Raw genomic sequence first — 14,372 nt, forward strand, 5'->3', positions numbered from 1 at the left:
TGAACGAAAATGGCAAACAACACCACTGAGAATGAGCTCAACGAATCCGGCGAGCCTGGTACCGAATACTTCATGGAGACCCTGCCCGGTCAGGACCGCTACGTGGCCCCCATCGAAGAAACCCCGTTGCAGGACGTCGACTCCGTGGACGAATCCGCCCCGGCTACCAGCATGTGGGCCGACGCATGGCGAACCTTGCGTCGCAACCCGCTGTTCATTATCTCGGGCCTCGTCATCATCTTCATCATCGTCGTGGCCATCGCGCCGGGCCTGTTCACCAAGCAGGATCCGAACGCCTGCGATCTGGCCAACTCGCTGAGCCCGGCCGAATCGGGACATCCTTTCGGATTCGATCTGCAGGGCTGTGACGTATACACCCGCGTGGTGTATGGCACCCGCACCTCACTGTCCGTCGGCGTGCTCTCCACGCTGATGGTGGTGCTCATTGGTACTCTGGTCGGTGCCATCGCCGGCTTCTGCGGCGGTTGGATTGATGCGGTCCTGAGCCGTGTCACCGATATCTTCTTCGCTCTGCCGATGCTGCTCGGTGCCATCGTCGTGCTGCAGATGTTCAAGACCTCCAAGTCCATCTGGAAGATCGTGCTCGTGCTGGCCCTCTTCGGCTGGGTAGGCGTGTGCCGTATCGCCCGAAGCGCCGTGCTCGAAGCCAAGAATCTTGAGTTCAACACGGCATCCACAGCCCTCGGTTCCACTCCGATGCGCAACCTGTTCCGCCACATCCTGCCGAACTCCTTGGCCCCGATCATCGTGATTGGTACCACGTCTCTGGCTTCCTACATTGTGGCCGAAGCAACGCTGAGCTTCCTTGGTGTGGGCTTGCCCACCACCACCGTGAGCTGGGGCGGCGATATTTCCAGCGCCCAGACCAACCTGCAGACCGATCCGCTCGTGCTGTTCTACCCGTCCGCCGCACTGGCCATCACCGTGCTCGCGTTCATCATGATGGGCGACGCCGTCAAGGACGCCCTTGACCCGAAGAGCCGTACGGCCTGAGCGAGGGAGTAGAGGAAACATTATGACTGACAACTCCAAGGCACAGATGCTGGCCATGCAGAAGGAGCACGGCCCGCTGCTTGAGGTCAAGGACCTCGCCGTCGACTTCACCACGGACACCGGCAAGCCGGTGCACGCCGTGCGCAGCTCCTCCTTCACCGTCTATCCCGGTCAGTGGGTGGCCATCGTGGGTGAATCCGGTTCCGGTAAGTCCACATCCGCTATGGCTGTACTGGGCTTGTTGCCGGGCACCGGTCACGTGGTCGGTGGTTCCATCAAGCTCGACGGTCAGGAAATTGCCGGTGCCAAGCAGTCCGAGTTCGACAAGCTGCGCGGCACCAAGATGGGTCTCGTGCCCCAGGACCCGATGAGTAACCTGAACCCAGTGTGGCGCATCGGATCTCAGGTCAAGGAAGCGCTCAAAGCCAACAACATGGATGTGGCCCACGAGAAGCGCTCCGCCCTCGCCAAGGCTCTGGCCGGCGAAGACGCAGCCGTGGAACTCAAGGGCAACGACGATGAGACCTTCCTCGGTTCCAAGGATCTGCCTGCCCTGATGGATGAGGCCAAGAAGGCCCTCAACGCCGCCGGTGTGACCGGTGAGGCGTTCGATAAGGCCGTGGCACGTTTCGAAAGCGAATGGGTGCCGGGTTCCGAGACCCGTTGGCGTGTAGCCGACGACCTTATCAAGGCCGGTGTGGCTGATGATCAGGCTTGGTATCTGGCCAAGAAGTACGTAACCGGTTCCACCATGGAGGATCGTATCGCAGGCCTCCTGTCCGAAGCCGGCCTTCCGGATGCCGCAACCCGTGCGCGCCAGTTCCCGCACGAGTTTTCCGGCGGCATGCGTCAGCGTGCGTTGATCGCCATTGGTCTGGCCTGCCGCCCTGACCTGCTGATCGCCGACGAGCCGACCTCGGCCCTCGACGTGACCGTGCAGAAGAAGATCCTCGACCACCTGCACATGCTCACCGATTCGCTGGGCACTGCCGTGTTGTTCATTACCCACGATCTGGGCCTCGCCGCTGAGCGCGCCCAGCACATCGTGGTGATGTACAAGGGCCAGGTCGTTGAATCCGGTCCGAGCCTCGAAGTGCTTCAGCACCCGCAGCATCCGTACACCAAGCGACTGGTGGCCGCGGCTCCGTCTTTGGCTTCCCAGCGCATCATCTCCGCCAAGGAGCGCGGCGAGAACGCCGACGCATTGCTGGACCACAAGATCGCCGATGAGAACGAGCTTGAAAAGAGCGAGCACATCATCACCGTCGATCACCTGACCAAGGAGTTCAAGCTTCCTCGCAAGAAGGAGATGTTCAAGGCCGTCGATGACGTGTCCTTCTCCGTCAAGCGCGGCACCACGCTGGCCATTGTGGGTGAGTCCGGTTCCGGCAAGTCCACTGTGGCGAACATGGTGCTTCACCTGCTGGAGCCTACCTCCGGCAAGGTGTTCTACGAGGGCCGCGACACCTCCACGTTCAAGGCCAAGGACTTGTTGGGCTTCCGTCGCCATGTGCAGCCGGTGTTCCAGAACCCGTACGGCTCGCTGGATCCGATGTATTCCATTTACCGTTCCATCGAGGAGCCGCTGCGCATCCATAAGATCGGTGATGCCAAGTGGCGTGCCAACCGTGTCAAGGAATTGCTTGACATGGTGGAGATGCCTCAGTCGGTGATGGGCCGTTACCCGAACGAGCTATCCGGCGGTCAGCGTCAGCGCATTGCCATCGCGCGAGCCATGGCTCTGGATCCGGACGTCATCGTGTGCGATGAGGCTGTCTCTGCCCTCGACGTGCTGGTTCAGGATCAGGTGTTGCACCTGCTCAACGACCTGCAGGCCGAAAAGGGACTGAGCTACCTGTTCATCACCCATGATCTGGCTGTGGTCCGCCAGATCGCCGACGAGGTCGTGGTGATGCAGCACGGCAAGCTCGTCGAGCACGCCACCACCGACGAGGTGTTCGATCACCCGAAGATGCAGTACACGCGCGATTTGCTCGACGCCATCCCCGGCGGCAAGCTCCAGCTCGGTCTGGACTGATTGTAAAAGCTCAAGCCAGTTGCCGGCGAAGCCCGGCATACCATAGTGCCCGACACACTCAAGGCCGTTTGGCCAAGCTTATAGTCGGTCACTATGTATGCCGGGCTTCGCCTTATCGCATTAATAATTGTGTTTATATGGCTGATACGAGGGTGATGGTTGGGGTATGCGTTGCTGGACTGTAAGCTTGGCCAAACGGCCTTGAGTGTGTCCAGCAACGCATACCCCAACCATCACCGGCCTCACGGCCGGAGTAATTAATCACACGTCATAGGTGATGGTCAGGGGAGCGTGGTCGGACCAGCGTAGGTCGTAGGTCGGCGCTTTGTCGATTACGAATCCGCGGGCGGTTTCCGCGAGTTCGGGAGTGGCGAATTGATAATCGAGTCGCCATCCGACATTGTTGTCGAACGCGCGGCCACGCTGGCTCCACCAAGTGTACGGGCCCTGAATATCACCAGCCAGATCACGCATCACATCAACGAACTCGTATTCGCCCAGCCATTTGTCGACATAGGCACGTTCCTCAGGCAGGAACCCGGCGTGCTTTTCGTTTGCCTTGGCGTTCTTGATATCCAGAGGAGTGTGCGCGATATTGAAATCGCCGCACAGCACAGCCTGCTTGCCGCCACGTGCGGCTTCATCGCGCAGTTCTCCCATACGAATCAGCATGGTGTCCAGAAAACGGTATTTCTGCTCCATCTTGAGCGGATCATCAACGTTACCGGCGTGCACGTAGACGCAGACCACGGTAATCGTATAGCCTTCGGGCGTGCGGACATCCGTTTCGATCCAACGTCCTGAATCCACGTCTTCGGTGAGTCCCGGCAGCCCATAGCGCTGCTCGGCCACCGGCAGATCGGACAGCAGCGCCACACCGGCACGGCCCTTGACCCGGCATATTTCATTGGTCAGCGTGAAATCCTCGGCTGATGCAATAGCGCCGGCCTGAGCATATTCGAACGCGAACTTGCCGAAAATCTTGTCGATATCCGGTTGCGGGGCGCGAATCTCCTGCATACACCAGATATTTGGCGTATGTCTGCCAGCCCATTGTGCGATGCCCTTGCGATCGGCCGCTCGCAGCCCATTGACATTGGATGTGGTGATAGTGATGGTCATGGAGCCATAGTATGCAAATCCGCCTACCAACCCGCCCGTTGGTTTGCCGATGGCGATGCCGTGCCGATGTTCAGCTTTCTCTAAGACTGGGTGCTAGTGTTAGCAAGGTTGCAACCGTTATACGAAACGAGGAATTATGGGACTGTTCGGATTCGGTAAGAAGAAGGACAAGAAGGAAGCCGAGCCGGTCGAATCCGTCGATGAAGACAAGGTGGCCGCCGAAGAAGCCAACGCCATTGCCAAGGCGCAGAGCGCCGAAACCGTGCTGGCAGAACCTTCCCGAGAATACGAGGGCCGTGGCGAGGAACGCGGACCGTGGGACGTCAATGACGACAACGTTCCTGATTATGACGATTATCTGGATTTGGGCGCCTACTACCTGCCGTTCCTCCAAGGCATCGAACTGCGCATCAAGGCTAACCGCGCCACCCGTCAGGTGCTTGGCTCAACCATCACCTACGGTGCCTCCAGCTTGGAGATCGAAGCATTCGCGGCGCCAAAGACCATGGGCCTGTGGGACGATGTGCGCGCCGATCTGCTTGAAGCCAACAAGAACGCTTCCGAAACCGAGGGCGTATTCGGCACCGAGCTCAAGCTGCCGGTAAGCGTCAAGGGCGGCAAGACCGTCGAGACGCGCATCGTGGCGGTGGATGGTCCTCGTTGGATGCTGCGCGGCATCTTCTCCGGCAAGGCCGCTGTGGACCCGGACAGCCCTGAGACCGAAGCTTTGAACAAGTTCTTCGCCGATATCGTCGTGGAACGCGGCGACGAGCCGCTTGCCCCGCGTGATCTCATCCCGATGCATCCGCCGGTGGCACCTGCCGAGCGCAAGGCCGCGAAGGCCGCTGCCGCGGCGGCTGAAGGCCAGGACGGTGGCAAGGACCACTTCAAGGAGATTCCGGACAACAAGCCGAAGGGACCGCTGAGCCAGGACCAGACCACCGAGGTCAAGACCACGCTGGCCCGCGGACCGATGTTCTCCGAAGTCCGCTGATCTATGGCAGATAAGAAACGTACTGGCTTGTCCGCATTGGCCGATGCCGGTGCGGACAGCGACGATTTCTCCATCATCGAAGCCATTGGCGGACCGAGAGGCGTTGTCGAATCCATGCTGCCCGGCGTGGTATTCGTGGTGCTGTTCGTAGCCACGAACAATCTGAATCTCACCATTGCAGTCTCTGCGGTACTTGCGCTGATTCAGGTATTGGCACGTCTGGTGCAACGCCAGTCGCTGATGGGTGCGCTCTCCGGCTTGGTGGCTGTGGGCATCTGTCTGATTTGGGCATGGAAGAGCCATGAGGCGCGCAACTATTACATGCTGGGTTTTCTGACCAATGCGGTATATGCGGTGTTGCTGTCCGTGTCGTTGGCGGTCCGCGTACCCGGATTGGGACTGGTGGTGGAATTCATTCGCCAGATGCCTACGGATCGTTTTGCGGCCTGGTTCCATGATTGGATGGACGATCGCGAGTTGAAGCGTGCCTACATGGTCATCACCAGTCTGTGGACGTGCTTGTTCGCGCTTCGTCTGCTGGTGCAGGTGCCGCTGTATATGACCGATCATGTGGCGGCGCTTGGCGTGGCCCGCCTGCTGATGGGTATACCGTTCTGGGCGTTGGCCATCTGGGTGAGTTACCTGATCATTGCCACTCCGATGCACCGCCATACCAATACGTATCGTCGTGACGGTGACGCTGCGGAACGCCAGCAGGAACACGAGTAAGCACAACAGTAGGAAAGGAAGACATGCAAGCTGAGGTTCGTATCGAACGATACGCCGATCAGGGCCGATGCGTGGCTCATATCGATGGCCGTGTAGTATTCGTGCGTTTCGCGCTGCCCGGGGAATTGGTGCGCATTGAGCTTGACGAGCCGCATGATCGCGACGATCGTTTCTGGACCGGTGAGGTAATCGACGTCATCGAACCGTCCGAGGACCGTGTGACCCCGGCATGGCCTCTTGCCGGCCCATTGGCCATGGGCGGGGGAGTCGGCGGTGCCGATCTGGTGCATGTCTCTCTGGCGGGCCAGCTCAGGTGGAAGGCCATCACCGTTTCCGAACAGATGAGCCGTTTGGGACATGTCGAAATCGCCGTACCCATCGAGCGAATGCCGCAGGACGAGGATTTCGGCGGGCTCAACTGGCGTACTCGCATTGAAATGATCGCCGACGAAAACGGTCTGCCCTCCATGCGCCGCCGAGGCACGCACAATCGCGTGGCCATCGATACGATGCCGCTGGCCACGCACGCATTGCTGGACGTCGCTCAGCGGGAGCATGTCTGGGACGGCGGATTCGAGCCTGGTTCGCAGATTCGTCTGTCGGTGCCCGAGCCCCGTGATGTGGCACCTGATGCTGGAAGCAATGACAACTACGCTGTGCTGGTTGACGGTGAATTGCGCGCCGGCTCCCAGCTGCTGACCGAGAAGGTGACCATCAACGGACGGACCTTCACCTACCGCGTGGACGCCAACGGTTTCTGGCAGGTGCATCGTCAAGCTCCGATAGCGTTGGGAACCTACGTGATCGATCAAGTCAACGATCAGTTGCAGGGGCTTGCCGCACCGGTGATTTGGGATCTGTATTCCGGCTCGGGTCTGTTCACACTACCGTTGGCCACGATGACCGGGGAACGCACTCGCATGCTCAGCGTCGAAGGCGCGCCTATCGCGGTGAAGAACGCCCAACGTAATCTGCGTGCCATGAACCTGAACGATGTGGATGCACGCACGGGGGATGTGCCGCGCACGCTGGACCGTCTGCCAGCACATCTGACCAAACCGAACGTCGTGGTGTTGGACCCGCCGCGTGCCGGTGCGAGAGCCAAGGTCTGCCGTCAGATCGCCGCTTCCGGTGCCGCCGTTGTGGTGTACATCGCCTGTGATCCGACCAGTCTGGCGCGTGACACCGCCACTTTGATCGCGGAAGGCTACCAGCTGTCAACCATACGTGCCTTCGATATCTACCCGATGACCCACCACGTCGAGACGGTGGCTGTGTTCACTCGGTGATCGTTCCATCGGCTCGCCTGCCATTGCCGCCGAGTTGTATGTGATCGGCGGTTGGCGGGCGAGCCGTACGCATGCGTATAGGCTGGGTTTTCGTTATCATGCACTCTATGAGACGACGGATTATGGCTATGCTGTCCTGCACGGCTGCGGTACTGTCCCTGACAGCATGCACACCGGTGGGCAAAGCGGTAGGAGACACGCAGGAGCATAAGCCCGCCGTCGCCCACGATCTGGTCCATCCTACGGACGTCACCGTGGGATTCGTTGGTTCGACGGATACCGACGTGGACCGCATGGCCATTGACGCCATCGCTGACGATGGACTTGAAGTGGCGTATGCGGCGCTTGACGCCGAAGCGACAGCTTCCGATAACGATGCCGCCTCCGCAGATGCCGAGTCGACCGCCACCGCGCAAAATGCCGTCAATGATTTCACGGACCGTGCGGTCAAACTGGTGATCATCAGTGGCATGAACGTAACGACAGCAAATCAACAAAGCTGGCAGGATACCTTGGCTTCCCCACGCAACGCCGGCATTCCCGTGATATTGCTCAATCCGGTATCCACGCCGAATGACGAGCTGTTGTATGCGGCCACCTTCGTCATCAACGATCGTGACGCTTCCGCCACACCGTTGGCCGACGCCATCATGACCATCATCCGTGACGATCCGCACGGACGAACGATTGCCGTCACCGCCCTGTGAGGAAGTCGTAAGGCTTCAGACAGGCAACCCTCACGTCAAGCGTACAGACGGCATCAGGCGCGGTAGTCTGAGAACCATGAACGCACCAGCATCATCAGCGATCGACGATTCGGCTTGCCCCACCTCGATGCCATTTACGTCCATGCCCAAAGTAGATGAGACTGGGTTAAGCGGCGAAGAGGTATCGAGTCGTACCGAAAACGGACAGACGAACGCGGTCAAAGACGCCACTTCACGGTCCTTCGCGGATATCGTACGAGCCAACGTGTTCACCCTGTTCAACGGCATTATTCTTGCAGCGATGGTATTGGTGCTGCTCACCGGATCCTGGAAGGATTCCGTATTCGGCTTCGTTATCATCATCAATACCGGCATCGGCATCATCACCGAGCTGAAAGCCAAGCGTACGCTCGACCGTCTTTCCATTCTTGTGGCCTCGGATTATCTTGTGCGCCGAGACGGACGTAATCAAGCCGTGCCGCATAACGGCATCGTAATGGATGATCTGCTGTGGGTTCGATCAGGCGAACAAGTGCCGGCAGACGGCGTAGTGATCAGAACATGGGGGCTGGAGCTTGACGAGTCGATGCTGACCGGTGAATCGCGCACCGTCCGGCACCGCGAAGGTGAACAGATATATTCCGGTGCCACAGCGGTTTCCGGCATGGCGCTGATTCGGGTGAATGCGGTGGGCGTTCATTCCTATGCTGCGACATTGACCGCACAAGCCAAGGTCTATAAGAAAACCGTGTCCGACCTGAATCGTGGCATCAACACGATTCTCAAATTCATGACTTTTCTGGTGGTGCCGTTATGCGTGCTGCTCACGCTGTCCCAGATTCGCGCCGTGGGCGGATGGCATGTGGCGCTTGTCGACGGCCAATGGCGTAGCGCCGTGGTTTCCGCCGTGGCCGGTGTGGTGGGCATGATCCCCGAAGGATTGGTGCTGCTCACCTCGTTGAATTTTGCGGTGGCGGCGATGCGACTTGCCCGCCATAATACGCTCGTGCAGGAACTGGAATCCGTGGAGACGCTGGCGCGCGTGGACGCGCTGAATCTGGACAAGACCGGCACCATTACCGACGGAGGCATCGCGTTCGATCGTATCGTACCGATAGCCGGTCAATCATTGGACGGACGTCAGACGCCGAGCGGGGCATCGTCCAGTGCGATTTCCGTTCGAGACGTCGCTCAGGCTCTGTACGACTGTTGCGATGAGGAACAGCCCAACGCCACCGGCAAAGCGGTGCTTGCCGGACTTGCTGAACAGGGATTCTCGGCCGGCGCCGTGCGGGCAAGGGTGCCGTTCTCTTCTGCCCGTAAGTGGAGCGCCGTGATCAAATCCGACGGCATATGGTTCATGGGAGCGCCGGAGGTGCTGCTGTCCGCGCTTGACCGTGATCGATCGGATGTACTGAATCAGGTCAATACCTATGCTGCGGGCGGCAGCCGCGTGCTGATGCTGGCGCATTGGTATGTGGACAGTGCGGCATCGGTGCAGAACGAAGTCACGGTGATCGACCCGCATGCCGAGCCCGTCGCCTTGGTGCTGTGCGGTGAACGCATCCGCGATGATGCCGAGGCCACGCTTGCATGGTTCCGTGAACAGGGTGTGCGTTGTCGGGTCATCTCCGGCGATAATCCCATTACGGTCGGTGCCATCGCCCGCAAGGTTCGATTGACTGGCGATCATGCGCCGGTTGCGATGGATGCGCGCGAGCTGCCCGACGATGTGAACGAACTGGCTCGCGTGCTCGAAGATGTGGATGTGCTCGGCCGCGTGCTGCCGGATCAGAAGAAGCTCATCGTCGATGCGTTGCATGCCGGCGGTCATGTGGTGGCGATGACCGGAGACGGGGTCAACGATGCCCTTGCCCTGAAGGAGGCTGATCTCGGCATCGCTATGGGCAACGCCGCATCCGCCACCAAATCGGTGGCGCAGGTGGTGCTTGTCGATTCGAAATTCTCCCATTTGCCCGACGTGGTGGCCCGGGGCCGTCAGGTCATGGCCAACATGGAGCGAGTAGCCAGTCTGTTCTTGGTGAAAACCGTTTATTCGGCATTGATCTCGCTTGGTGTGGTGCTTACACAGATACCGTACCCGTACCTGCCGCGGCACATCACCTATATTGGAGCGCTGACCATTGGCATGCCGGCGTTTATTCTGGCGCTCGCGCCGAATACTCGGCGCTACATTCCCGGATTCCTGAAGCGAGTGGTGAAATTCGCCTTGCCTGGAGGCGTGGCCACAGCCAGTTCGGTATTGGCGGCCTCCTGGTTCCTGCCCGGCATAATGGGCTGGAATTTGGCCAATGATGCCGATTTGGGTGCCATGCGTGCCACCAACGCCATCATTTTGTTCGTGATGGGCGTGTTTGTACTGGCTTGCGTGGCGCGTCCGCTCAATAGCTGGCGTGGGGGATTGGTGGCATGTTTCGCCGCTGCCGGGGTCATCGGCCTGTGCATTCCGTTCGTTGCGGATTTCTTCGCACTGGTCCGTCCCACCGGCACTACATTGCTCGCCACCGTTATTGCCGTGGCGGTTTCCGCCGCAATCTTCGCGCTATGCCTGTGGCTGGTGCCTCTGATCGGGCATATGATTGCCCGACTGCTGCGCCGTCGTGGCTTCAACGTATAAGTGTCGATCACAGATATCGGAGATATCGTCGAACGGTTGTTGTGTTGTGGCCACAGCTTCGGCAGTATTTGTGGCAGCGGCCAAAAAGTGGCATATTGTCTCATACTTCAAGCCGACACGCCAGAGGGAAAGTAACGTACTCGTACCATGTGAAGCGGATAATCAGCGTCATCATCGGATGATTTCATGATTCGGAGGAAGCATGTCCCTGCGTGACGACCAGCTGACCACCCTTGCGGTGGCCGGTAAGGACTTCGACTATTACAATATCGCCAATCTCGACGGCATCGATCACCTGCCTTATTCGCTGAAGGTGCTTGTCGAGAATCTGGTGCGCAACATCGATGGTGCCAATATCACTGATGAGCATGTGCGCACGTTACTGAACTGGGATCCGGCCGCCGAACCGAGTCATGAAATTCAGTTCACTCCTTCACGCGTGGTGATGCAGGACTTTACCGGCGTGCCTTGCATCGTAGACCTCGCCACCATGCGTGACGCGGTCAAGGACCTTGGCGGAGACCCTGAGGTCATCAACCCGCAGGTGCAGTCTGACATGGTCATCGATCATTCCGTGCAGATCGACAAGTACGGCATCGCCGACGCCGTTCAGCAGAACATGGACATCGAATACCAGCGCAACGGAGAACGCTACCAGTTCCTGCGCTGGGGTCAGCAGGCGTTCAAGAACTTCCGCGTGGTGCCGCCGGGAACCGGCATCATCCACCAGGTCAATATCGAGTATCTGGCCAAGGTCATCATGACCCGAGCAGGGGAGCGCGGCCGCCAGCTCGCCTATCTCGACTCCTGCGTCGGCACCGACTCGCACACCACCACCGAAAACGGCCTTGGCGTGCTGGGCTGGGGCGTCGGCGGCATCGAGGCCGAGGCGGCCATGCTCGGACAGCCGATCTCCATGCTCGTGCCGCGCGTAGTCGGCTTCAAGCTTACCGGTTCCATTCCCGAAGGCGTCACCGCCACCGATGTGGTGTTGACCATCACCGACATGCTGCGCAAGCATGGTGTGGTCGGCAAGTTCGTGGAGTTCTACGGTGAAGGCATCGCTTCCGTGCCGCTCGCCAACCGCGCCACCATCGGCAACATGAGCCCCGAATTCGGCTCAACCTGCGGCATCTTCCCGATCGATGACGTCACGCTCGACTATCTGCGTCTGACCGGCCGTTCCGAAGAACAGGTCGCGCTGGTCGAGGCATACGCCAAAGCCAACAAGCTGTGGGGAGACGCCAAGGACCCGGATTACGTGGAGCCCGAATACTCCGAATATATGGAGCTCGACTTGGGCACCGTGGTGCCGTCCATCGCCGGCCCGAAGCGTCCGCAGGACCGTATCGTCCTATCCGAATCCAAGAAGGCCTTCGAGGACACGCTGCCCGCATACGAGACGGAGAAAACCGTCAAGGAACCGGTCGCCGTCTCCACTGATTTCCGCGGCGACTTCGACCTGACCAACGGTGATGTGGCCATCGCCTCGATCACCTCCTGCACCAACACGTCCAACCCATCCGTCATGATCGCCGCCGGTCTGATCGCCCGCAACGCTCATGCGCGTGGACTGAAACCGAAGCCATGGGTCAAGACATCGCTGGCACCGGGCTCCCAGGTGGTTGCCGACTATCTCAAGGCGGCTGGTCTGCAGGACGATCTTGATGCGCTCGGCTACCAGCTCGTCGGCTTCGGATGCGCCACCTGCATCGGCAACTCCGGTCCGCTGCTGCCTGAAATCTCCAAGGCCATCAACGACAACGATCTGACCGTCACCGCCGTGCTCTCGGGCAACCGCAACTTCGAGGGCCGTATCTCGCCGGACGTCAAGATGAACTATCTGGCCGCTCCGCCGCTGGTCATCGCCTACGCGCTCGCCGGCACGATGGATTTCGATTTCGACACCCAGCCGCTGGGACAGGACCCGGATGGCAACGACGTCTATCTGAAGGACATTTGGCCCACCAACAGCGAGGTCGCCGCCGTGGTGGACGGGACGGTCAACCGCGAGATGTTCCTCAAGGACTACGCCTCGGTATTCGAAGGCGATCGTCGGTGGAAGGGACTTGATGTACCCGAAGGCGAACTCTTCCAGTGGGATCCGAAGTCCACCTATGTGCGCAAGCAGACGTTCTTCGACGGCATGAAGGCCACGCCGGAGCCGGTTTCGGATATCCACGGTGCTCGTGTGCTGGCATTGTTGGGTGATTCGGTAACCACCGACCATATCTCCCCGGCAGGCGCATTCAAGGCATCCAGCCCAGCAGGCAAGTACCTGACCGAACGTGGCGTGGAACCGAAGAACTTCAACTCCTACGGTTCTCGTCGAGGCAACCATGAGGTTATGGTGCGTGGCACGTTCGGCAACATTCGTCTGCGCAACCAGCTGCTCGCCTCGGTGGGTGAGGAGGTGACGCCCGGTGGCTTTACCTACGATTTCACTACCGGCAAGCCGTCCACGATTTTCGATGCTTCGCTGAATTACAAGGCCGCGGGCACGCCGCTTGTGGTGTTGGCCGGCAAGGAATACGGCACCGGCTCCTCACGTGACTGGGCCGCAAAAGGCACGTTGATGCTCGGCGTCAAGGCGGTGATCACCGAAAGCTTCGAACGCATCCACCGTTCCAACCTCATCGGCATGGGCGTGCTGCCATTGCAGTTCCCCGCAGGCGAGTCCTATACGTCACTAGGGCTTGACGGCACCGAAACCTATGACATCGCGGGCGTGGAAGCGCTCAACAACGGTGTGACCCCGAAAACGGTGCATGTCACCGCCACCCATGCGGACGGTTCCAAGACCGAATTCGATGCGGTGGTGCGCATCGATACGCCTGGTGAGGCCGACTACTACCGCAATGGCGGCATCCTCCAGTATGTGCTGCGCAATCTCATGAAGTAACGGCGTTCTATGCACCATAGGGCAGACTGCTCTCCGCAATAAGCCGTAAGGGTCAAGTAAGGCCGGTACCTTTCGTCAGGTGCCGGCCTTACTTGTGATGCATTGATATCTACGATATCTACGTCTGAGTTGTGCCACGCCTACTTCAGCGATTTGAGGCTTCAGGAACCTCGCCCTCATACAGGTAGAAGGACATGGATTCGCGATGATGCTTGGACGCCGAAATGGTAATGGATTCCACTTGGGACAGTCCGGCGTGCTCGTAGAAGCCGACATTGCAGGTGGTGTCGGTGAACAGGAAGAAATTGCGCAGTCCGGATTTACGGAAGTCGTTCATCATCGTGCGGAACATGCGCTTGCCGAGACCATAGCCGCGGGCTTCGGGATCAAGTACGAACAACACCACTTCACCGGCATAGTCGCGGCCGGATCGTTTCGCGCGGGAGAGCAACATATGGTCAATGGCGAGAATGCCAACGATCTCGTGTACGGCACGTATGCCTTCGCGCATGCCCAACAGACGCATCAGCCCATGCATGTACTGGCGCTTATGCCGGTTCCAGATGCCGCGCATATCGTGAGCGTCGATTCTGCCGAGAATCAACGCCACAGGTTTGCCGTCTTTGACGGCGGTATACGCATTGGTGGTGCGCGCCAGACAGTTCTCCCAATCGGCTTGTGCCGCGATGAAACCGGTACGTTCGTCGAAGTCGGCGTACCAAGCGCGGCGTACGAGATCAATCAGAGTCGGATAGTCGTCACGATGCAGCGGACGTATAGTCACGGATTCACTCATGAACTTCATTATGCCTGAAGCCGTTACTTATCGTCGATTGGCTCTCTATTGACTGAATCGATCGGCTGGCGAGGCGGAACGCTGGTAGGCTTGAAGGGTCGGTAACAACGGATAATTAAGTCGAGATACCGGCAATGAAGGGG

The 14,372-nt window shown here is 59.3% G+C and carries 10 protein-coding genes; 8 read left to right on the forward strand and 2 right to left on the reverse strand.

Translation table 11 applies throughout. The annotated features are described in order from the left end of the window. The first annotated feature begins 9 nt into the window (after positions 1–9). Together CUU80_RS00555 and CUU80_RS00560 are read left to right on the forward strand one after the other, a co-directional pair. The gene (locus tag CUU80_RS00555; protein ID WP_100495422.1) at positions 10–1,014 is read left to right on the forward strand and encodes an ABC transporter permease; all 1,005 of its coding nucleotides are present in this window, start codon (positions 10–12) and stop codon (positions 1,012–1,014) included. Positions 1,015–1,036: 22 nt separating this feature from the next. Continuing rightward, the gene (locus CUU80_RS00560; protein ID WP_100495423.1) at positions 1,037–3,052 is read left to right on the forward strand and encodes a dipeptide ABC transporter ATP-binding protein; all 2,016 of its coding nucleotides are present in this window, start codon (positions 1,037–1,039) and stop codon (positions 3,050–3,052) included. A 261-nt stretch (positions 3,053–3,313) separates the two neighbouring features. Here CUU80_RS00560 and CUU80_RS00565 read toward each other — a convergent pair whose 3' ends face one another. After that, complete coding sequence (locus CUU80_RS00565) at positions 3,314–4,174, reverse strand: exodeoxyribonuclease III (protein WP_100495424.1); 861 nt, start codon at positions 4,172–4,174, stop codon at positions 3,314–3,316. 136 nt (positions 4,175–4,310) lie between these two features. Here CUU80_RS00565 and CUU80_RS00570 point away from each other — a divergent pair, with 136 nt between their 5' ends. From CUU80_RS00570 to acnA, 6 genes are all read left to right on the forward strand, one after another. After that, positions 4,311–5,168 (forward strand): DUF3710 domain-containing protein, encoded by an 858-nt coding sequence (locus CUU80_RS00570; protein ID WP_100495425.1) that lies wholly within the window; start codon positions 4,311–4,313, stop codon positions 5,166–5,168. Between the two features lie 3 nt (positions 5,169–5,171). Beyond that, entirely contained in the window at positions 5,172–5,897 is a 726-nt protein-coding gene (locus CUU80_RS00575; RefSeq protein ID WP_100495426.1) for a DUF3159 domain-containing protein, read from the forward strand. Between the two features lie 23 nt (positions 5,898–5,920). After that, positions 5,921–7,186, forward strand: a complete 1,266-nt coding sequence (locus CUU80_RS00580) for a class I SAM-dependent RNA methyltransferase (RefSeq protein ID WP_100495427.1) — start codon at positions 5,921–5,923, stop codon at positions 7,184–7,186. Positions 7,187–7,293: 107 nt separating this feature from the next. Further along, complete coding sequence (locus CUU80_RS00585) at positions 7,294–7,893, forward strand: type 1 periplasmic-binding domain-containing protein (RefSeq protein ID WP_100495428.1); 600 nt, start codon at positions 7,294–7,296, stop codon at positions 7,891–7,893. A 142-nt stretch (positions 7,894–8,035) separates the two neighbouring features. Further along, the gene (locus tag CUU80_RS00590; RefSeq protein ID WP_100495429.1) at positions 8,036–10,531 is read left to right on the forward strand and encodes an HAD-IC family P-type ATPase; all 2,496 of its coding nucleotides are present in this window, start codon (positions 8,036–8,038) and stop codon (positions 10,529–10,531) included. 202 nt (positions 10,532–10,733) lie between these two features. Then, on the forward strand, positions 10,734–13,433 hold the full coding sequence (acnA, locus tag CUU80_RS00595; protein ID WP_100495430.1) for an aconitate hydratase AcnA: 2,700 nt from the start codon (positions 10,734–10,736) through the stop codon (positions 13,431–13,433). Between the two features lie 145 nt (positions 13,434–13,578). Here the strand turns inward: acnA and CUU80_RS00600 are convergent, their stop codons facing one another. After that, positions 13,579–14,229 carry a GNAT family N-acetyltransferase gene (locus tag CUU80_RS00600; protein ID WP_100495431.1) on the reverse strand — a complete coding sequence of 217 codons (651 nt, stop codon included), beginning with the start codon at positions 14,227–14,229 and terminating at the stop codon, positions 13,579–13,581. Between the last annotated feature and the right edge of the window lie 143 nt (positions 14,230–14,372).

The sequence above is a fragment of the Bifidobacterium scaligerum genome (genome assembly GCF_002802865.1).
Lineage (GTDB): Bacteria > Actinomycetota > Actinomycetes > Actinomycetales > Bifidobacteriaceae > Bifidobacterium > Bifidobacterium scaligerum.

Coding starts and splice junctions, on each gene's coding strand:
- CUU80_RS00555 (WP_100495422.1), top strand. CDS start 10: ATGGCAAACAACACCACTGAGAATGAGCTCAACGAATCCGGCGAGCCT.
- CUU80_RS00560 (WP_100495423.1), top strand. CDS start 1,037: ATGACTGACAACTCCAAGGCACAGATGCTGGCCATGCAGAAGGAGCAC.
- CUU80_RS00565 (WP_100495424.1), bottom strand. CDS start 4,174: ATGACCATCACTATCACCACATCCAATGTCAATGGGCTGCGAGCGGCC.
- CUU80_RS00570 (WP_100495425.1), top strand. CDS start 4,311: ATGGGACTGTTCGGATTCGGTAAGAAGAAGGACAAGAAGGAAGCCGAG.
- CUU80_RS00575 (WP_100495426.1), top strand. CDS start 5,172: ATGGCAGATAAGAAACGTACTGGCTTGTCCGCATTGGCCGATGCCGGT.
- CUU80_RS00580 (WP_100495427.1), top strand. CDS start 5,921: ATGCAAGCTGAGGTTCGTATCGAACGATACGCCGATCAGGGCCGATGC.
- CUU80_RS00585 (WP_100495428.1), top strand. CDS start 7,294: ATGAGACGACGGATTATGGCTATGCTGTCCTGCACGGCTGCGGTACTG.
- CUU80_RS00590 (WP_100495429.1), top strand. CDS start 8,036: ATGCCCAAAGTAGATGAGACTGGGTTAAGCGGCGAAGAGGTATCGAGT.
- acnA (WP_100495430.1), top strand. CDS start 10,734: ATGTCCCTGCGTGACGACCAGCTGACCACCCTTGCGGTGGCCGGTAAG.
- CUU80_RS00600 (WP_100495431.1), bottom strand. CDS start 14,229: ATGAGTGAATCCGTGACTATACGTCCGCTGCATCGTGACGACTATCCG.